The organism is Tardiphaga robiniae (genome assembly GCF_001618955.1).
In the GTDB taxonomy this organism is placed as follows: domain Bacteria; phylum Pseudomonadota; class Alphaproteobacteria; order Rhizobiales; family Xanthobacteraceae; genus Tardiphaga; species Tardiphaga robiniae_A.
The window spans coordinates 18,350-38,429 of sequence record NZ_LVYV01000002.1 but is presented as its reverse complement, the minus strand read 5'-3'; the positions used below and the strand labels follow the sequence as shown (position 1 = coordinate 38,429).

The following is a 20,080-nucleotide window of genomic DNA, read 5'->3' as shown; positions in this document are numbered from 1 at the left end:
GAAATGGAAGGTTCTGGAAGTCATCCCCTGTTCTAGCAGGCGCAAGCTGTAACAAACAGGGCGTGAATATGAGATGTTGGTAATGTCGCCGCGCTCTGGGAATTTTATCTTTCAGCCAGGTTCACTCCGGAAGACCGGCTTTTCGCAGGCCTTCCGATGCAAGTGCGAAGTCCTGCGGTCGCCGCACCAGCAGCCAGTCGTCAATATTGCTGAGCCGCAATGTGGGATCGAGCCGGCGCACATGGCCCATCGCCTCACGCGCCTCTTCCATTCGCCCACCCAGAGCATGCGCAGCGGCCTGGAATGCGGCGACCCGAAGAATGTTCGGGACCTCGCGCGACGCCTCCCGCAAGCAATCCAGCGCGACATCGAAGCGTCGCGAATAGAGATGCGACATCGCAATTCCCGTATGCATCTGGAATGTCTCGGGATCGAGCGGACTGAGCCGCATGGCGCGTGAAAAATAGGCGATGGCCTCGTCGTGCTCGCCGAGCGAAACGCGTTGATAGCCGCCGAGATACCAGATCGTCGACAGATTGGGATTGAGCACCAGCGCACGATCGACATAGGCGACGCAGGCATGCAGGTCGCCGCCGAAATGCGGCCAGGCATGGCCGCCGCGTGTCAGCGCTACCGCATCATTCTTGCCAAGCGTCACAGCGCGCTCGGCAAGCCGCGCCGCTTCACGCCCGTCAGCCACACGATCGGAAAGCCAGCGGTTCATCTTGCGCCAGTAGAAGCATCCCGCGGCCATCCCATAGGCCGCAGCGAAGTCTGGATCGAGCTCGATGGCTTTGTAGAAATTCGCCAATGCCGCATCGATCCCATCGCGCGTCGACACATGAAAATTCGCCAGTCCGCGCAGGTAGTAATCATAGGCGTCGAGGCTTTCGGTTGGCTTCCGTTTGGCGCGCTCGATCTCCGCAAATTCAAGCTGCGGCGCGATGGCACCCACGACACTTTCCGTGACCTGGTCCTGCAGATCGAAGATGTCATCAACAACACTCTCGAAGCGCTCGCCCCACAGATGCATGCCCGTGGTGGTATCGACGAGCTGTCCGGTAATGCGCACGCGGTTCGCCACACGGCGCACGCTGCCTTCCAGCACATAGCGCACGCCAAGTTCGCGTCCGACCTGGCGGACGTCCACAGCACGACCTTTAAACGTGAAACTGGAGTTGCGGGCGATGACGAACAGCCAGCGAAGTCGCGACAGCGCGAGGATGATGTCCTCGACCATGCCATCGACGAAATAGTCCTGCTGCGGATCGCCGCTCAGATTGAGGAACGGCAATACTGCGATCGACGGCCGATCGGGCAACGTCAGCGCGGCGTCCGGGTTCACCGTCGATGTAGCGTGATCGGCAACCGCCGCGTCAGACCGCGCCGGCATTGCCGTCTCGGTCACATCGCCGACGAAGCGAAAGCCCTTGCGCGCCACCGTCTTCAGCAGCCGCTGTTCATCGCCGCTATCGCCCAGCGCCTTGCGTACCGCATTGATGTGACTGGCCAGCGTCGACTCCGACACGATCCGTCCCGCCCACACGGCATCGAGAAGGGCATCCTTGCTGACGACGTGGTCGCGGTTCTGCACCAGATGCAGCAGCAGGTCGAAAGCCTGCGGCGTGATCGCCACCTTGTCGCTGCCATGCGACAGCTCTCTGCGGTCGGGATCGAGGACATAGCCTGCGAACAGATACGGCACTCGGCGCTCCATGACTGCCTGCGTTTTCGGCTGGCGGCGATGAACCGCTAAAGCCCTCAGGAGGCAACAGAACCGACCCCACAAGCTGGCCTGTCGCGCGCCATCGGCGGCGACATGCCAGCCGGCCCTTTCTGAACGAACATCCAAGCGAAACTCAAGAGAAAACGAAGGTTGCGGCAAAGTCTTCCTGTGCGTCGCGGCGCATGATCCGCCCACACGATCGTCACCGTGTGAAAGGGAGAAAATATCATGAAAATCGTCGTCATCGGAGGTAGCGGCCTCATCGGTACGCAGGTCGTGAGCGGCTTGAGCAAACTGGGCCACAAGGTCTTCGCGGCCTCGCCGTCGACGGGCGTCAACGCCCTGACGCGGGAAGGACTGGCCGAGGCCATGTCCGGGACAAACGTCGTCATCGACGTGGCGAATTCGCCATCATTCGAGGACGGGCCGGTGATGGACTTCTTCCAGACATCCAGCCGCAACCTGCTCGCGGCGGAAAAGGCCGCAGGCGTCCAGCATCATCTGGCCCTGTCTGTGGTCGGGAGCGAGCGCCTTCAGGCCAGCGGCTACTTCCGTGCCAAGCTGGCCCAGGAGGATCTCATCAAGGCGTCCGGAATGCCCTACACGATCCTGCGGGCGACACAGTTCTTCGAATTCATCCCCGCCATCGTGCAAGGCGGCACGGACGGCGACGTGATCCGCTTGGCGCCGGCTCTGATCCAGCCCATCGCATCTGCGGACGTGGCAGCCGCCATGGTCGATCTGGCGGTGGAGGCGCCGGTGAACGGCATCGTTGAGGTGGCCGGGCCCGAGCCGCTCCCGCTCGATGCACTCGGGCGCAAATATCTGACGGCAAAGCAGGACCCACGCCAGGTTATCGCCGACATTCATGTCGGTTACTTCGGCACACCGGTCGATGATCGCTCGTTGACGCCTGATGCCGGCGCACGCATCGGAGCAATCCGTCTCGACGACTGGCTCAAGCGCTGATCCCGCCAGGGCGGCGGGGCGGAGATGCCTCGCCGCCTATTTCATCCCGTCGCGGACCATATAGCCGGCGCCGCGGATGGTATGCAGCAGCGGACGCTCAAAACCCTTGTCGATCTTCGAGCGCAGGCGCGAGATATGGACATCGATCACGTTGGTCTGCGGATCGAAGTGATAATCCCAGACGTTTTCCAGCAGCATGGTGCGAGTGACCACCTGCCCAGCATGTTTCATGAGATATTCGAGCAGCCGGAATTCGCGGGGCTGCAGGATCAGTTCCTGGCCACCGCGCGTCACGCCATGGGACAGCCGGTCGAGTTCGAGATCACCGACGCGATAGGTCGTTTCTTCGGCGGGACCGCCCTGGCGGCGCGACAGCACTTCGACGCGCGCGAGCAGCTCGGCGAATGAATATGGTTTTGGCAGATAATCGTCGCCGCCGGCGCGCAGGCCCTTGATGCGGTCGTCGACCTGCCCCAGCGCTGAGAGGATCAAGGCCGGCGTCCGGTTACCCTTGTCACGCAGACCGCCGATGACGGAGAGTCCATCGCGCTTCGGCAACATGCGATCGACCACCAGCACGTCGTAATCGCCGGAATCGGCGAGCGCGAAACCTTCCTCGCCATCGCTGGCGTGATCGGCGACATGGCCGACCTCACGGAAAGCCTTGACCAGATAGTCGGCGGATTCGCGGTCGTCTTCGATGATGAGCAGACGCATCTGGGGATCGGATTCGCTGTGAATATTGTGAGTCTCGGTCACCATGGCGCGCACCGGGCTTTCATGCAAGGCGGCGGAATGCCCGCCGGTTATCCTTCGGGGCAGAAAGAAGAATAGGCGGTGAAGCTGGGGGAAACTTCACCGCCCATTGGCCTTTCGACGGAAGGGGGCTGTTTTCCATCGAAAGGAAGCAGTGGGAGCGAGTTTGTGGCTCGCCCCCTGGAAAGAGCCGTCAGCGGGGGCGACTATGCCGGCGACACTCTCCGTTCATGTGCGGTGATCAGCTCTTCGCGAGGGGAACGGCCACGAACTTCGAGGAGCCGTTCGAGCGAACCCTGATCAGCACGCTGTTCTTGTTGTCGTTGTGCGCGGCGACAATCGCCTCGCGCACATCGCCTGGATTGGTCACGCTCTTGCCTGCGACTTCGAGAATGACGTCGCCTTCCTTGAAGCCACGCTCGGCAGCGGCGCTCTTCGGATCGACGCCCGTCACGACGACACCGTCCTTGCCGGCACCGGCGACACTGCTCGCGGGCGAGACCGTGAGGCCAAGCCGAGGCACGTCGCTGCCGCGCGACGACGATCCCTTGTCACCGCCATCGATGTCGGCCTTCGCCTCCACCGTGTTCGGCAACTGGCCGAGTGTCATCGACAGAACCTTGTCCTCACCCTTTTGCAGCACGTTGAGTTTCACCGTGTTGCCCGGCGCAAAGCCGCCGATGGTACGGGCGAGCTCGCGTGCATCCTTCACCGGCGTGCCATTCACCGAGGTGATGACGTCACCCGACTTGATGCCGGCCTTGGCAGCGGGACCATCGGCCTGCGGTTCGGCAACCAATGCGCCTTCCGCCTTCTTCAGGCCGAGACTGTCGGCGATGTCCTGCGTCACCGGCTGGATCTGCACGCCGATCCAGCCACGCGAGACCGAACCCTTGTCCTTGAGCTGCGCGATCACCGTCTTCACGGTGGAGGCCGGAATCGAGAACGCGATGCCGACGCTGCCGCCCGAGGGCGAGTAGATCGCAGTGTTGACGCCCATCACTTCGCCCGACGTATCGAAAGCCGGACCACCCGAATTGCCCTTGTTCACGGGCGCATCGATCTGGATGAAATCGTCATACGGTCCGCTGCCGATGTCGCGGCCCGAGGCCGAAACGATACCTGCTGTCACGGTGCCGCCGAGGCCGAACGGGTTGCCGACTGCCAGCACCCAGTCGCCGATCCGCGGCTTGCCGTCGGCGAGCTTGGCGAACGGGAAGTCGGTGCGGCCCTCAACCTTGATCAGCGCCAGATCGGTGCGCGGATCGGTGCCGATCACCTTGGCCGAATAGGTCTTGCCGTCGTCGGTCGAGACCTCGACCTTGTCGGCGCCATCGACCACGTGATTGTTGGTCACGGCGAAACCGTCAGCCGAGATGAAGAAGCCCGAGCCCTGACCGCTCACGACGCCACGGCCGCCGCCGCGCGGACCACCGCGCATGCCCGGGGGCACGCCGTCCTGGCCGAAGCGCTTGAAGAAGCGCTCCATCGGGGAGCCCGGCTGGAACGGCGAGTCGCCGTTGTTGTCGTCATCCTTCGATGCGACCTTTTCCTTCATGTTGACCTTGACCGAGATCACCGATGGCTTCACGCGCTCGACGATGTCGGCAAAACCGACCGGCTGCGCGGCCTGCGATTTGACCTGCTTGTCGACCTGCGCATGCGCGGTGGTGGTGAAGATGTCGACCGGGCTATTCGACGGCGACAGGCCATAGGCGGCAACACCAAGGCCCGCAACGACCGACGCCATCAGCGCGAATTTACGCGCAGAGAACAGCGAACGGCGGGACGCCTTGTAGGACGGCAATTCGGAAAAATCGTTGGGGCGGTCGGACATCGAGAAAATCTCCAGAGCAACGGCGCGGGGGGCAAGGCGCCTTGTGTGGTCTGAAGATGGAGGTTTCCACCTTACCGCGGGCTGGCAGGGGAATTAAGGTTTGGTAATCTGGGAGATGCAGGTGTGGCGGGATGACGCGGGGGACAACGCGCCTGAATCACCCCGATATCGGCAGATGCAGCGGCGGTATCAACCGCCGGTCTTTTGACCCGTCTCCGGGAACAGACCGGCCAGGATTTCGCCGGCCATGTTGAAGGCTGCAACGCCGCGGAACAGCGCAGCGATTCCGGCACTTGCGTGCAGTTCCTCAAGCGTGGCCCCGGCCTTGATCGCAGCCTTTGCGTGATTGGCAGCAGCTTCGGACGTCTGGACCAGCAGGATCGCGAACGACATCAATTGCACGGTCTTCTGATCCAGCGCCGTAGGCGTCAGCGCCGCAATCCGCCAGTCCTCCAGCGCCGTGACCAGAGCGGGATCGACGCGCATGCCCAGTTCCAGTCGCTTGGCGATCTTCGGCGGCGTGAAGCCAATCATCCCCTCGTAGCGGGACTTCAGCTCGTCGAGCTCAGCAATTTTCTTCGTCATATGATTCCCGTTTTCAAATCGATTGCGGCCCGAGGTCCTACTCGACCTTGGCACCCGCTGTCTTCACCACCTGGCCCCATTTTTCCGACTCGGCGCGCAGAAACGCAGCGAACGCGTCGCCTGACAACGCGCCGGGCTCGGCGCCGACATCGGCGAGACGCTTCACCATGTCGGGGTCCTTCAGCACCTTGGTCACCCCGTCGATCAGCACCTTCATCACATCCGGCGGCATCTTGGCCGGCGCGACGAGGCCAAACCATGACGACGCCTCGAAATTCGCGACACCCGCCTCCGCCATGGTCGGCAGCTCCGGGAACAGAGGCGAACGTGCTGCGCCGGCCACGGCAATCGCGCGGATCGTGCCGCCCTGAACCTGCGGACGAATAGCCGGCATGTTGTCGAACATCATCGGAATCTGACCGGCGATCAGGTCATTCATCGCCGGCGCCGCACCGCGATACGGCACATGCACGATATCGATGCCGGCGCGCGCCTTCAGCAGCTCGCCCGCTAGATGATTGGTCGACCCAAGGCCGGACGAGCCGAAATTGAGTTTGCCCGGCGACGCCTTGGCGAGCGCGATCAACTCAGCCACCGTCGTCGCCTTCACGCCCGGATTGACGGCCAACACGATCGGAACCGATGCGATCAACGCCACCGGCGTGAAATCCTGCGCAGGATTGAAGGGGAGTTGCGCATAGAGCGACTGATTGACCGCGAGCGGGCCGGGCGCCGTCAGCAGCAATGTATAGCCATCGGCGGGCGAGCGCACGACGGCATCCGCGCCAATGTTGCCGCCGCCGCCGGCACGGTTGTCGATCACCACCGGCTGTCCCCAGAGCTCCTGCAGCTTGGTGCCGAGCAAGCGGGCAACGACGTCGTTCGATCCGCCGGCAGGAAACGGCACCACGATCTTGATGCCGCGTTCGGGAAACCCTGCATGGGCGGCCTGGCCGACCAGCGAAACCATGACCAGAGCCACCAGTGCAGAAACCACGTGCCGCATGCGAACCTCCAAATAATCGATTTTTCTTGCTTCGTCGATTTTATGTTGGCACTACTCAAGGCTGTCGTCAAATCGACTGCTTGCCACCGTTTATTTTCAGCGAACAAAGATCGCTTATTTGAAGGGAGTTGCCACGATGAGTGCGCATACGCCTGGCGCCCCACCGAAGCCCTGCCCCGGCCCCGATCGCCATCCGAAGCGTCCTGCATTCGTGATGCCGCGTGGTGCCTGCGATACCCATGTCCACGTCTTCGGCCCGCAGGCCGAATTTCCGTTCAGTGAACAGCGCAGCTACACGCCCGAAGACTGCACCTATGACGACCTGATGCAGCTCCACGAAACGCTCGGGATCGACCGCGCCGTCATCGTGCATGGCGGTGCTCACGGCACCGACAATAGCGCGACCCTCGCGGCCCTCGACCTCAATCCGAAACGACTGCGCGGGGTGGCCGTGATCCCGTCGGGCCTGCCACAGCAGGAGCTCGAAGACATGCATCTCCGCGGCATGCGGGGCTGCCGGATGTCCACCGTCGTCAGCGGCGGCGCATCCTTCGCGCATTTGCGCGGCCTCGCGGACGAGACGTTCGATTTCGGCTGGCATCTCGTGCTGCATTTCAACAGAGCGAGCGAGCTCGTCGATGTCGCGCCACAACTGATGCAGGTCCGCAGTCCGTTCGTGCTGGATCACCTCGCCCGGATCAGCGCTGCGGAAGGCGTCGATTCCGAACCGTTTCGAACCTTGCTGCGATTGCTCGACACCGACCGCTGCTGGATCAAGCTCGCCAGCCTGTATCGCCTCTCTGCAGAGCCCTATCCGCATCGCGACATGCTGCCGATGATCGCGCGCGTAGTCGAAGCGCGTCCCGACCGCATCCTCTGGGGCAGCAACTGGCCGCATCCGATCTGTCCGGTCGCGATGCCGAACGATGGCGACCTCGTTAATCTCATCCCGCTCTGGCTGCCGGATCCCAAAGCGCAGCAATTGGCACTGGTGGATAATCCTGCTTCGCTCTACGGTTTCGAGAGCATCGGATAGGCCATCATGAGCACCGCACGCACCACCACGGCCGGCGCCATTCCGACCACATTGTCCACCACGCTCGTCGCCCGCTTGCGGGACTCGATCATGCGCGGCGACCTGCTACCGGGCAGCAAGCTCAATCTCGATCGCCTGCGTACCGCTTTCGGCGTCAGCCTCAGCCCGCTGCGCGAAGCGCTGTGTCGTCTGGAGAACGACGGACTCGTCGCGCTGATCGACCAGCGCGGCTATCGCGTCACGCCGGTCTCGGCGAGCAATCTCGCCGAGATCATCCGGCTGCGCGTCGAACTCGAAGGCCTCGCCGTCAAGGAAGCCATCGAACACGGCGATGTCGCCTGGGAAGGACGCGTGCTCGGCTCGCTGCATCAGCTCAGCCGCTGCAAGCGCGGCTCACGCTCGGCCGCAGAACAGGAAGCCTGGGAGATCGCGCATCGCGCCTTCCACGCCGAACTGATCTCGGCGTGCCAGATGCCGTTGCTGCGGCAGTTCTGCGCGACACTGCACGACCAGAGCGATCGCTATCGCCGCATCTTCCTGAAGAAACATCAGCCGGATCGCGATGTGCCTGCAGAACACACGGCCATGGCTCATGCGATGATCGAGCGGCGCACCCGCGATGCAACGCGGATCTTGCGGGAGCATATTGAACGCACCGGCCGCAACATCCAGGCGGTGTTGCCCGCCGAATAGACGCCGGCCGCAGCAACGGCCGGCCTAGGACGGCTTGGTCTCGCTCTGCGCCGCGATCAGCCGCTCGATCCGCGCCTCTTCCTCAGCGGTGAGTTTCATCACGGCATCATCATCGCTTGCAGCCCTGCCCCGGCGCCGATTGTGCCACCACAAGGCGAAGCCGCCACCAATCAGCACCAGTGGCGTCAGCAGCCACAGCAGCAGCGTGTGCAGGTTGAGCCGCGGCTTCAGCAGCACGAATTCGCCATAACGCGCTACCAGGAAATCCAGCACCTGTTTGTCGCTTTCGCCAGTGGCGATGCGCTCGCGCACCAGCAGACGCAGGTCGCGCGCCAGCGGTGCATCGGAATCGTCGATGGACTGGTTCTGACAGACCATGCAGCGCAGCTCCTTCGACAGGTTGCGCGCGCGGCCTTCCTGCGCCGGGTCCTTCATGATCTCGTCGGGCTGCACCGCATGCGCGAGCGGCGCAGCGAGCAGGAACATCACGGCGATGAGGCTTGCGACAATGCGTGTCACGCCATCACTCCGCCGGCTGCAGTGCGCGCGATGCCTTTGCCGGCTTCGGCGCGCCGACGCGTAGCCGCCGGTCGGACAGCGACAGTAGCCCACCGAAAGCCATCAGCACCGGTCCCCACCAGATCATCAGCACCAGCGGCTTGTGATACATCCGCACGGCAACCGCGCCGCCCGCGGCTTCCTCGCCGAGCGAGATATAGAGCTGGCTGGCGCCGCGCGACAGCAGCGCGGCTTCCGTGGTGGAGGACTGCCGCGCCGTGAAATTGCGCTTCGATGGCGTCATCTCGCCGATCTCGTCACCACCGCGCGTCACCTTGAAACGCGCAAGACTCTCGCGGAAATTCGGCCCTTGTCGCTGCGTGACATCCTTGAGCGTGAGCTCATAACCAGCGAGCCTGGCTACATCGTTCGGCTTCATGGTGCCGATATATTCGGTGTTCCATGTCGACTCGCAGACGATGCCGATCAGCGCCACACCAATGCCGGCATGGGCGAAGGCCGTGCCCCAGGCCGCACGCGGCAATCCGCGCGCACGGCGAAACGCGCCTCCGAACGGCAGACGAAACAGCATCGTGCGCTCAGCCATATCGACGATCGATCCGGCAATCACGAACACGCCGAGCCCGATCGCCAGCGGTGCCAGCGCCGCGCCGCCGGTCGTCCATGCCCAGACCAGTGCCACCGCCAGAAGCGCGGCAATGCCGGCCGCCATCAGCCGCTGCGTGACGCCTCTGAGATCGCCGCGCTTCCACGCCAGCAGCGGTCCGAACGGCATCGCCAGCAGCAGCGGCACGAATAGCGGCCCGAAAGTGAGATTGAAGAACGGCGCGCCCACCGAGATTTTCTCGCCGGTCAGCATTTCCAGCGCCAGCGGATACAGCGTGCCGATGAACACTGTGGCGCAGGCCGTGGTGAGGAACAGATTGTTCAGCACCAGCGCGCCCTCGCGCGAGATCGGCGCGAACAGGCCGCCCTGCTTCAGTGACGACGCGCGCCACATATACAGCGTCAGGCTGCCACCGATGAACACGCACAGGATCAGCAGGATGAACACGCCACGTGTGGGATCAGTCGCGAACGCATGAACCGAGGTGAGGACGCCGGAGCGCACCAGGAAGGTGCCGAGCAGCGACAGCGAGAAGGTCAGGATCGCCAGCAGGATGGTCCAGACCTTCAGCGCGTTGCGTTTCTCCATCACCACGGCCGAATGCAGCAACGCGGTGCCGGACAGCCACGGCATCAGCGACGCGTTCTCGACCGGATCCCAGAACCACCAGCCGCCCCAGCCAAGTTCGTAATAGGCCCAGTACGAGCCCATCGCGATTCCGAGCGTCAGGAAGATCCACGCCACCAGCGTCCATGGCCGCACCCAGCGCGCCCAGGCGGCATCGATGCGGCCTTCGATCAGCGCGGCGACGGCGAAGGAGAATGCGATGGAGAAGCCGACATAGCCGAGATAGAGCATCGGCGGATGCACCGCGAGGCCGATATCCTGCAGCACCGGATTGAGATCGCGGCCCTCGAGCGGCGGCTGTGCCAGGCGCAGGAACGGATTCGAGGTCATCAGGATGAACAGATAGAACGCCGCGGCGATCCAGCCCTGCACCGCCAGCACATGCGCGCGCAGCGACAGCGGCAAATTATTGCCGAAGGCGGCAACCAGCCCGCCGAACAGTGCGAGGATCGACACCCACAGCAGCATCGAGCCTTCGTGGTTTCCCCAAACACCGGTGATCTTGTAGAGCAGCGGCTTGGCGGAATGCGAATTCTCGAACACATTGGCGACGGAGAAATCCGACGTCACATAGAGCGTCGTCAGCGCCAGAAACGACAGTCCGGCGAACAACAACTGCGCCAGCGCCGTGGAGCGCGCGACATTCATCAGCGCAGGATCGCGCAGCCGTGCACCGACGATCGGCACGGTCGACTGGATCAGCGCCAGCGCGAGCGCCAGCACCAGTGCATAGTGTCCCGCTTCGGCAATCACTGCGTCACCACAGGCTTGGCAGCGCCCTGCGACATCACGGGCTTGCCGCCCTCGCCTTCCTGCCAGCGCCCCTGTTTCTTGAGCGCGTCAGCGACTTCCTTCGGCATGTAGTTCTCGTCGTGCTTCGCCAGCACCGTATCGGCCTTGAACACGCCCGACGCATCCATCGCGCCTTCGGCGACGACGCCCTGCCCCTCGCGGAACAGATCAGGCAGGATGCCCTTGTAGTTCACCGGCAGCGTCGCGCCGCCATCGGACACCTTGAAGCTGACAGCCAGATTGTCGCCGCGCACCAGCGAGCCCTGCTCGACCATGCCGCCGAGACGGAAGCGTTTGCCGACCGGTATCTGCTTTTCGGCAACCATCTGCGGCGTCGAGAAGAACACGATGGAGTCGCGCAACGCGTTCAGCACGAGTCCGGCCGCGATAGCGAGCACCACCAGCGCTCCACCTATCATCGTCAATCGTCGCTGCTTGCGTGTCATGCTTCACCTTCAAGACGCATGATGTTGTCCGAAAACCGCTGCACACTTTTCGGCATCATGCGTTTACCCATCCAGCCCCGTGTCTTTCAGGCCGTCATTCAATTGGCGCAGCCGTTCCGCATTGGACCCGACCGCCTCCCGTGCATCCGCCAGCGCGCTCTTTGCCTTGTCGCGCTCACCGAGCACCATATAGGCCCGCACCAGCCGCAACCATCCCTCGACGTCGCTGCCGTCCTGCTTGAGCCGCGTGGCGAGCCGGTCGACCATGCCATGGATCATCGCATTGCGGTCGCCTGCATTCATGCCCTGTACCGACGCGATCGTATCTTCCGACAGCGCCGGCAGGTTCGGGCCTGATTTCGGAGCGCTGCCGCCGACGCGCGCCAGGGCCGCCGTGACCACCGGACGCCACGGCGCATCCGCAGGTCCCTTTGCCAGCATGTCGCGCCAGATCACCGCCGCGTCGCTGCCACGCCCGTCCTGCTCAGCCGCGAGGCCCAGGAAGTAGCGTGCCTTGACCTCACCGGCATCGAGCGCGACAGCACGTTCGAATTCGGTCTTGGCATCCGCGGTGATGACACCATTGGCTGCCATCGCCATGGCCTCGCCGAGATCGGCGCGGCGCGCGGCTGTATCGCCGGCATAGGTGATCGCATTGCGGAACGCGCGCACCGCATCGTCGGTACGTCCGATCTTCGCCAGCACCGGCGCAAGCACGGTCCAGCCACGGCCGTCGGTCGGGTTTTTCTCGAGATGCTGCTCGACCTGTGCGACGAGATTGTCCAGCGGCTGGGTGGGGCTTGGCGACTGGTTGCGCGTGGCGAGCGGAAAGTCCGGCATGGCAGGCGAGCCGAGCGGCAGATAGAAGCCGATGGCCAGCAGCGGCAGGCCGATCAGTGCCAGCAGCGACACCGCACGGCGAAAACCGGGACTGCTGCCGACGGACGCCGCGCCCTCGGCATCGACCGCGGCCAGCAGACGACGGCTGATCTCGACACGCGCGGCCTCGGCCTCGGTCGGCCCGATCAGCCCGGCATCCGCATCGCGGGTAATTTCAGTGAGCTGATCCCGGTAGACGCTGGCCTCGGTGCCACCGGCATTGGAGCGCGTCCGGCCAAGCGGCCACAACACAGCGAAAATCGCTGCGGCGGTCATCAAGGCGAACACAAACCATAAGGCCATCAATGGGTTCCAGCGTAGTCTTGAGTCGATCTAAACGACGTCTTTGCCGGGTTACACCATGGCCACCGACGCCGCGCAATTGACTTTTATGCCATCGCGACGTCAGGACGCTTGTTCTGGATCAAGGATTGCGGCGGCTGCGAGCCCGCTTTCCGAGTAACGCCCCTCCGCGACGCGGATGCCCTCCGGGAAGACCCATCGACGCGATTGACGAAACCGCTATCGGCCCTGTCGCGCGCCGACAAAAGCCGCGGTTATTTCATCCGGCGCAATGATGAAGTGCGCAGAGCGTGCATTCTCGCGCGCCGGATCATGAAGCAACTTGCATTCGCTGAACGGGAATGAACCCGACCACGAATTGAGGATCACAATCATGAAGCTCTATCACCATCCACTGTCCGGCCACTCTCATCGCGCGCATCTGTTCGCTTCGCTCCTTGGCCTGCCCCACGAACTCATCGAGGTTGACCTGAAGTCGGGCGCACACAAGACGCCGGATTTCCTTGCGCTCAATCCGTTCGGTCAGGTGCCGGTCCTCGATGACAATGGCACTGTTGTCTCCGACTCGAACGCCATACTCGTTTATCTCGCCAAGACATCCGGCCGAACCGAGTGGCTGCCCGATGACGCGAAGGGAAGCGCGGCCATCCAGCGCTGGCTGTCCGTCGCCGCCGGCCAACTGGCTTATGGTCCTGCCGCTGCACGGCTGATCACCGTTTTCGGCAGGAGCTTCAATCCAGAGGAAGTCATCGAGCGCGCACACGCCTTGTTGGCACTCGTCGAAGCGCATCTCGCCAATCGCGAGTGGCTTGTCGGCAATGGTCCGACCATCGCGGATGTGGCGCTCTACAGCTACATCGCAAGTGCGCCGGAAGGAAATGTCGATCTGTCCGGCTATCCCAAGGTGAACGCCTTCTTGCGCCGCACCGAAGCGCTGCCCGGCTTTGTGCCTTTCGCCAAAACACCCGTCGGCCTCGCCGCTGCGGCTTAACTGCGTGTGTCGGGCGTATCCGGGCATACGCCCGACACACGCCAACGAGAGCGGACCGATGACCGATACTATGTCGCTATCAAAACTGGACATCTGGCACGCGGGCGAGAAGGCGATCCAGGAAAAGGTCGGCGTTTCGGCTCACATGGATGAACTCGGCAGGCGTATCGTGCGCGATTACATGCCGACGCAACACCGGGATTTCTACGCCCAGATCCCCTTCATCGCGCTCGGCAGCGTCGACGGCGCAGGTGACGCATGGGCAACATTTGTCACCGGCAAGCCCGGCTTCATCTCATCGCCAACAGCGCAATCGCTCGATATCGATGTCGTCAGAGAGCCACGCGATCCCGCCAGCGAAGGTATGCACGAGGGCGATGCAATCGGCCTGCTCGGCATCGAACTTCACACGCGCAGGCGCAATCGCGTCAACGGCATCATCGGGGCGTCGGACAATTACGCCATTCATTTTGATGTCAACCAAAGTTTCGGCAATTGCCCGCGCTACATCCAGCTCCGCGATTATGAGTTCGTCCGCGATCCACGCGAACTGTTTACGGGAAATATCGAAGACAAAGCCGAAATCGACGCAACGGCACGCCGCATGATCGAAGCCGCCGACATGTTCTTTGTCGCGTCCTATGTCGAGCGAGAATCCCGTCGACAGGTCGACGTCTCGAGCCGCGGCGGCAATCCCGGTTTCGTGCGCGTTGCTGACGACGGCACGCTGACAATCCCGGATTTCGCAGGCAATCTCTTCTTCGCCACGCTGGGCAACATCCTCGTCAACGGAAAGGCTGGACTGCTGTTCGTCGATTTCGAGACCGGCAACGTGCTGCAGATGACCGGTGACGCCCGCGTCATCCTGGACTCCCCGGAGATCGCCGCCTTCCAGGGCGCCGAGCGCCTTTGGCAATTCAACGCGCGGCGTGTCGTTCTTCGGCGCGGTGCCCTGCCCCTGCGCTGGGCGTTCCGGCCGGACGGATGGGCGCCGAGCACACTCATGACAGGCAGTTGGGAGCAGGCAGCCGGTCGTCTGCGGGCTGCAGAACTTGCGACCAAATGGCGGCCGTTCAAGGTCATCAACATCGTCGATGAGAGCGCAACGGTCAGGTCGTTCCATCTGGAGCCGGCCGACGGCGCCGGTCTCCTGCCTCATCGCGCCGGACAGTACCTCCCGATCAGACTGCCCATTGACAGCGCGGAGAAGACCGCCATCCGAACCTATACGCTGTCGGTCGCGCCTTCGGATCACGTCTACCGCATCAGCGTCAAACGCGACGGACTGGTGTCGCAGCGGCTACACGACGGCATCAATATTGGCGACGTGATCGAAGCAAGGGCGCCCGCCGGTGAATTCACGATCGACGCCACTCAGGCGCGGCCAGCGGTGCTGCTGGCGGGCGGCATCGGCATCACGCCGATGCTCGCGATGCTGCGGCATGTGATTTACGAAGGGCTGCGGACGCTCAAGATTCGACCGACCGTGCTTTTTCAGGCAGCCCGTTCGAAGAACGAGCGCCCCTTCGGCAACGAATTGGATGAACTTGCGGCCTCCGCTGGAGGCGCAGTCCGGGTCATCCGAGTTCTCGGCGACATCACGGATGCCGAAGAAGGTCCCGACTACGACGCTGCGGGGCGTATCGACATGGCCCTGCTGTCACGGTTCATGCCGGTTGGCGACTACGATTACTATCTCTGCGGACCTTCCGGATTCATGCAGTCGCTCTATGACGGTCTTCGTGCACTGAACATCGCTGACAACCATATCCACGCCGAAGCATTCGGCCCCGCGTCACTGGTGCGAGCCGTCGACAGCCCGGCGACAGCGCCGGCGCGCCAGCTATCGTCGTCGACATCGGTGCACGTCGTGTTCACAGAGTCATTGAAGGAAGCGCGCTGGACACCAGAGTCGGGATCGTTGCTCGACCTCGCGGAATCGCGCGGCCTAAGCCCAGATTTCGGTTGTCGTGAGGGGCATTGCGGCACCTGCCGAACGAAGCTTCTGGCGGGAGCGGTGACCTACGTCAAAGAGCCAGCCGCTGCGGTGGCCGACGATAAAGTGCTGATCTGCTGTGCCGTTCCGGCCGCACAGAACGGCAACGAAGCCAATCGCATTCAATTGGCGCTCTGATCTCGGGATGAGGCGATGCGGATGTCACATCGCCGACGAGCCATTTCGCATCGCCTGGCCTAACCCGCCCGCTTCGGCTTGCGCTCGACCACGACCATGGCCTGTTCGGCGGCGCGGCTCATCAGCGAGGCATATTCCTGGCCGAACAGCACCTGGCAGAAGCGGATCGCGGCCTTGGCCTGCATCTGCCGGTAGCTACGGACGCGGGCATCGCCGGCGCGCAGCGACTGCACCAGCGACTCCGTGGACTTCTCGACATATTGCTGCAGGTCGGAATAGGTCCGCAGCGTCACCTCGTTGATGGCGAGTTCGCTGGCATAGGTCCGGCACACCGCGACGAAATTGATCAGCGCCACGGTCTCCTCGACCTCGGCGAAATCGATCGTCGCCGTCGCGGCAATATCCTTGTCAGGGCGCTGGCGCAGCAGACGCCGCACCCTGCCCGGCACGCTCTCGATCTCCGACTGCAGCGTCGAGGAAATCTCCACCCGGATCGACGCCATCTGGCGGCCCCAAGTGGAATCGTTGCGCATGTCGAGTTCGGTGCGCAGGCCGCGCACGCCGTCATGGGCGACCTTGAGATGTTCGGGGGCGCTGTCGAACTTGCCGCGCCTGATATCGGAGCGCAGTTCGGCCGCGACGCGATTGAGATCGGACAGCGCCATGGTCACGGCGACGCCATAGGGCGTGGCGGCCACGCGGATCTCATCGTCGGAGGCCGCAATCTTCACGGCCAGCCGGATGATCTGCCACGGCGCCGCCAGCCGCTGCATCACCAGCGACAGCGCGAATGGCAGGACTTGCGGTGTGGTCAGCGTCGGCACGTTCAGCGCGCTGTTCACCGAGGCGATCTGGCTATCGCCGAAGCTGCGCAGCACGCTCGGCAGCTTGCCGGAAAAGCCGTCGAGTTGCTCGCGCGCCTTCAGCACCGCGCCGATGGACGGCAGGTCTTCGACGGCATGGGTCGGCCCGATGCGGGCCGCGCCGCGATTACCCGAGGTGACAGCGGCAATGGCAGCTGCTGCCGCCTGCTGGAATTTCTTGACGGCGCGCTCGATGTCCGAAGCGCCCGGCTCGGGCGATACGGTGACCGCCGCCTCGAACTCGCGCACGGCGTCTGCGGCGTCGCGCTCCAGCCACTGCCAGATCGGCAGCAGCGAGGCGCGCCGGATCTGTCCGGGCCGGACATTGCCCACACCTTCGACAAGGAACGGCTCGAGCGATTTGAAGACGAGACGGGTGGGATCCTCGACGCGCGGGCGCACTGCATTCTCGTGGCCACGAACCACGCCGCGCAGCAGGTCGAGCACGAAATTGGCGACCACGACGTCTTCGCCGCGCTCGATCGCGCGCTCATATTCGCGCATCAGCAGCATCTGCGACTGCTCGGGCAGTTGCGCCAAATACTCCCGCAAGCGATCGATCGAGGTTTTGTTCATGCAGCCTAGGAATCCGTGCTTTCCGGTCGATCTACAACCGAAAATCGCCACCGATTTTTGTAGCAGGCGCCCCGTTAAGAAGGCGTTGAGGAACCGGGATCAGGCAGCCGCCCAGGTGCCTTCAGGGCTGCGACAGGCGGTCCCGCGAGCCGTCTTGAGGTCACCATTCACGGTGACCGTGTGGGAAAAGCCGCGGCATTCCCGGCCCTTCTGGTTATAGGCCGGGCCGGCGACGATATTGCCATAGCGTCCCGACGTAGCGTTGCGCCAGGGCACCGGAGCACCGGGTGCACCGCGGTCGAGGGCAGCGATCTGGGCCTCGTAGGCCAGCCGGCGATCCTCGTCGTTGAGCTGGGCGCCGAGCTTGGCGCCGATCAAGCCGCCAAAGGCGGCATTGGTCACCGCGACCGCTGCGTTTTCCTCGGACAGGCCAACGGCCGACTTGGTGCTGCTATAGGCCCGGGCGATCGTATCGGTGCCGAGGCCCAACCCGCCTTCCGACGTCGTCACGTCGCAACCACCCAGCGCCAGCGCGACGGCGGCAACACAGAAGGCGTTGAACTTGACCATGGACCGCAGACCCCGACCGCAAACCGGAACACAGGAAACGTCAAAGACGTTACGAACGGGATAATTCGGGCGACAACGGGGCGCAACAAGGCCGGAACTCAGACACCAGGCAGCACCAGCTCGGCCCGCAGCCCGCCGATCGGCGCCTTGCTGAGTGTCAGGCTACCGCCATAGAGCGCGGCCAGATCGACCACGATAGACAGACCCAGACCTGACCCCGGCTTGGTCTCGTCGAGCCGCTGGCCGCGGCGCGCGACCTGGGCGCGTTCGGTATCCGACAGCCCGCGTCCGTCGTCATCGACGATGATCCGCAGCTTCGACGCCGGATCGGCACCGCCGGTGCGCTCGACCTGCACGCCGATGGTGACATGGGAGTCCGCCCATTTACAGGCATTGTCGACGAGGTTGCCGACCATCTCCTCGATGTCCTGTTTTTCGCCACGGAATTTCGCCGCGGCATCTGCCTCAAGATCGATGGTGATGCCGCGATCCCGGTGAATCTTCTGCATCGTTCGGCACAGCGCCTCCAGCGCCGGCGCGACATCGGTGACGGTGCCGACGATAGTGACGCGCGCCGCGATCCGCGCGCGCTCGAGATGATGCGTCACCTGATCGCGCATCACATCGGCCTGCTCCAAGACCTTGCTCGCAAAGGGGTCGACACCACGGCTGTTCGCCTCGTTGACGATGACTGACAGCGGCGTCTTGATGGCATGGGCGAGATTGCCGACATGGGTGCGCGCGCGCTCGACGATGGCGCGGTTAGCATCGAGCAGCGCGTTCATCTCGCCCGCCAGAGGTGAGATCTCGACAGGGAATGTGCCCTCGAGCCGCTCGGCACGGCCGGACCGAATATCGGCAATGGCATCCGACATGCGCTTCAGCGGCGCGAGACCGAAGCGGACCTGGAAGATCGTGGTGAGCACGAGCACGATCGAGAGTGCAGCGAAAGTGCCGCCAAGATAATAGTCGAAGGTGCGGGTTTCCTCGAAAATCTCGGTGGCGTCGCCGGCAACGCTGATGCGGAATTTGCCGTCGGCGCCGAGATCGACGGGACGCTCCACCATGCGCAAGCGCTGGTCTTCCGGCCCGTCCACATAGCCCTGGCGGATGCCCGACGCCGTGAGCTCGACGCCCTGGTCTTCGAGCTTGGGCAGTTTCTTGTCCCACAGCGAGCGCGAGGCCCGCATCTCGGTCTTCGCGCCTTCGGTGGGCGCGATTTCCCAGTACCAGCCCGACAGCGGCAGTTCGAACAGCGGCTCGCCGAGCGATGGCGTATCGTGATCCGGCGTGTCCGGCGGATTGGCAACTTCGGCCACCAGGGTGCGGAGATAGAGATTGAGGCGGCGATCGAAGGCGCGCTCGGTGGCGCTGCGATAGACCGAGGACAGGACGATTCCGGTGAGCAGGAGGATCACCACCACCCAGGCCGTCGCCGACAGGAACAGCCGCGTTGCGAGCGAGCTGTTGCGCATCAGCGCATGATCCCGGAGATGATCACGGCTGCGGCGGCGTGAGCAGATAGCCAAGACCGCGCACGGTCTGGATGATATCGACGTCGAGCTTCTTGCGGATGCGGCCGACGAACACCTCGATGGTGTTGCTGTCGCGATCGAAGTCCTGATCGTAGAGATGCTCGACCAGTTCGGTGCGCGAGATCACGCGGCCGGTGTGATGCATCAGATAGGACAGCAGCCGGTATTCGTGAGACGTCATCTTGATCGGATTGCCGGAGACGCTGACGCGGCCGGTGCGGGTATCCAGCGACACGGGTCCGCAAGTGAGCTCCGACTGGGCATGGCCGGTGGAGCGGCGCAGCAGCGCGCGGATACGGGCCAGCACCTCTTCGAGATGGAACGGTTTGGCGACGTAATCGTCAGCGCCGGCATCGAAGCCCTGCACCTTGTCGCTCCAGCGGTCGCGCGCGGTGAGGATCAGCACCGGCATGATGCGGTGGTTGCGGCGCCAGGCTTCCAGCACCGAGATGCCATCCATCTTCGGCAGGCCGATATCGAGCACCACGGCGTCGTAGGGCTCGCTGTCGCCGAGGAAATGCCCCTCCTCGCCATCGAAGGCGCGATCGACGACATAGCCGGCATCGGTCAGCGCCGTGGTGAGCTGACGGTTGAGATCGGGATCATCTTCGACAACAAGCAGGCGCAAGT

The 20,080-nt window shown here is 63.6% G+C and carries 18 protein-coding genes; 5 read left to right on the top strand and 13 right to left on the bottom strand.

Going from position 1 to position 20,080, the window contains the following annotated elements:
- Positions 1-121: 121 nt before the first annotated feature.
- Positions 122-1,705 (bottom strand): winged helix-turn-helix domain-containing tetratricopeptide repeat protein, encoded by a 1,584-nt coding sequence (locus A4A58_RS05785; RefSeq protein ID WP_068730719.1) that lies wholly within the window; start codon positions 1,703-1,705, stop codon positions 122-124.
- A 249-nt stretch (positions 1,706-1,954) separates the two neighbouring features.
- Between A4A58_RS05785 and A4A58_RS05780 the strand changes: the two genes are divergently transcribed.
- Positions 1,955-2,695, top strand: coding sequence for an SDR family oxidoreductase (locus tag A4A58_RS05780; RefSeq protein WP_068730518.1), 741 nt, complete (start codon positions 1,955-1,957; stop codon positions 2,693-2,695).
- A 36-nt stretch (positions 2,696-2,731) separates the two neighbouring features.
- On the opposite strand, the gene A4A58_RS05775 is transcribed toward A4A58_RS05780, so the two are convergent.
- The 4 genes from A4A58_RS05775 to A4A58_RS05760 all read right to left on the bottom strand — a co-directional run bounded on the left by A4A58_RS05775 (position 2,732) and on the right by A4A58_RS05760 (position 6,879).
- Positions 2,732-3,412 carry a response regulator transcription factor gene (locus tag A4A58_RS05775; RefSeq protein ID WP_068730718.1) on the bottom strand — a complete coding sequence of 227 codons (681 nt, stop codon included), beginning with the start codon at positions 3,410-3,412 and terminating at the stop codon, positions 2,732-2,734.
- 280 nt (positions 3,413-3,692) lie between these two features.
- Positions 3,693-5,288, bottom strand: a complete 1,596-nt coding sequence (locus A4A58_RS05770) for a Do family serine endopeptidase (protein WP_068730517.1) — start codon at positions 5,286-5,288, stop codon at positions 3,693-3,695.
- 189 nt (positions 5,289-5,477) lie between these two features.
- A complete protein-coding gene (locus tag A4A58_RS05765) occupies positions 5,478-5,873 on the bottom strand; it encodes a carboxymuconolactone decarboxylase family protein (RefSeq protein WP_068730516.1) in 396 nt (131 codons plus the stop codon).
- Between the two features lie 37 nt (positions 5,874-5,910).
- Entirely contained in the window at positions 5,911-6,879 is a 969-nt protein-coding gene (locus A4A58_RS05760; RefSeq protein ID WP_068730515.1) for a Bug family tripartite tricarboxylate transporter substrate binding protein, read from the bottom strand.
- A gap of 136 nt (positions 6,880-7,015) precedes the next feature.
- On the opposite strand from A4A58_RS05760, the gene A4A58_RS05755 reads away from it, so the two are divergent.
- Together A4A58_RS05755 and A4A58_RS05750 are read left to right on the top strand one after the other, a co-directional pair.
- The gene (locus tag A4A58_RS05755; RefSeq protein WP_068730514.1) at positions 7,016-7,915 is read left to right on the top strand and encodes an amidohydrolase family protein; all 900 of its coding nucleotides are present in this window, start codon (positions 7,016-7,018) and stop codon (positions 7,913-7,915) included.
- Between the two features lie 6 nt (positions 7,916-7,921).
- Positions 7,922-8,608 carry a GntR family transcriptional regulator gene (locus A4A58_RS05750; protein ID WP_068730513.1) on the top strand — a complete coding sequence of 229 codons (687 nt, stop codon included), beginning with the start codon at positions 7,922-7,924 and terminating at the stop codon, positions 8,606-8,608.
- Positions 8,609-8,632: 24 nt separating this feature from the next.
- Here A4A58_RS05750 and A4A58_RS05745 read toward each other — a convergent pair whose 3' ends face one another.
- The 4 genes from A4A58_RS05745 to ccmI form a co-directional block, all read right to left on the bottom strand.
- Positions 8,633-9,127 (bottom strand): cytochrome c-type biogenesis protein, encoded by a 495-nt coding sequence (locus A4A58_RS05745; protein WP_068730512.1) that lies wholly within the window; start codon positions 9,125-9,127, stop codon positions 8,633-8,635.
- Between the two features lie 4 nt (positions 9,128-9,131).
- Positions 9,132-11,114 carry a heme lyase CcmF/NrfE family subunit gene (locus tag A4A58_RS05740; RefSeq protein WP_068730511.1) on the bottom strand — a complete coding sequence of 661 codons (1,983 nt, stop codon included), beginning with the start codon at positions 11,112-11,114 and terminating at the stop codon, positions 9,132-9,134.
- Positions 11,111-11,599: a cytochrome c maturation protein CcmE gene (gene ccmE, locus A4A58_RS05735; protein ID WP_068730510.1), complete on the bottom strand. Its 489-nt coding sequence runs from the start codon at positions 11,597-11,599 to the stop codon at positions 11,111-11,113. The genes A4A58_RS05740 and ccmE overlap by 4 nt, the downstream gene beginning before the upstream one ends.
- Before the next feature lie 63 nt (positions 11,600-11,662).
- A complete protein-coding gene (gene ccmI / locus A4A58_RS05730) occupies positions 11,663-12,781 on the bottom strand; it encodes a c-type cytochrome biogenesis protein CcmI (RefSeq protein ID WP_068730509.1) in 1,119 nt (372 codons plus the stop codon).
- 373 nt (positions 12,782-13,154) lie between these two features.
- Between ccmI and A4A58_RS05725 the strand changes: the two genes are divergently transcribed.
- Positions 13,155-13,772, top strand: a complete 618-nt coding sequence (locus tag A4A58_RS05725; protein WP_068730508.1) for a glutathione S-transferase family protein — start codon at positions 13,155-13,157, stop codon at positions 13,770-13,772.
- 58 nt (positions 13,773-13,830) lie between these two features.
- Entirely contained in the window at positions 13,831-15,906 is a 2,076-nt protein-coding gene (locus tag A4A58_RS05720; protein WP_068730507.1) for a pyridoxamine 5'-phosphate oxidase family protein, read from the top strand.
- A 59-nt stretch (positions 15,907-15,965) separates the two neighbouring features.
- Here the strand turns inward: A4A58_RS05720 and A4A58_RS05715 are convergent, their stop codons facing one another.
- The 4 genes from A4A58_RS05715 to A4A58_RS05700 all read right to left on the bottom strand — a co-directional run bounded on the left by A4A58_RS05715 (position 15,966) and on the right by A4A58_RS05700 (position 20,078).
- Positions 15,966-17,345: a hypothetical protein gene (locus A4A58_RS05715; protein ID WP_068730506.1), complete on the bottom strand. Its 1,380-nt coding sequence runs from the start codon at positions 17,343-17,345 to the stop codon at positions 15,966-15,968.
- Between the two features lie 99 nt (positions 17,346-17,444).
- Positions 17,445-17,915 (bottom strand): RT0821/Lpp0805 family surface protein, encoded by a 471-nt coding sequence (locus A4A58_RS05710; protein ID WP_068730505.1) that lies wholly within the window; start codon positions 17,913-17,915, stop codon positions 17,445-17,447.
- Positions 17,916-18,013: 98 nt separating this feature from the next.
- Positions 18,014-19,390 carry a sensor histidine kinase gene (locus A4A58_RS05705; RefSeq protein WP_068730504.1) on the bottom strand — a complete coding sequence of 459 codons (1,377 nt, stop codon included), beginning with the start codon at positions 19,388-19,390 and terminating at the stop codon, positions 18,014-18,016.
- Positions 19,391-19,412: 22 nt separating this feature from the next.
- On the bottom strand, positions 19,413-20,078 hold the full coding sequence (locus A4A58_RS05700; RefSeq protein ID WP_068730503.1) for a response regulator transcription factor: 666 nt from the start codon (positions 20,076-20,078) through the stop codon (positions 19,413-19,415).
- Positions 20,079-20,080 lie beyond the last annotated feature (2 nt).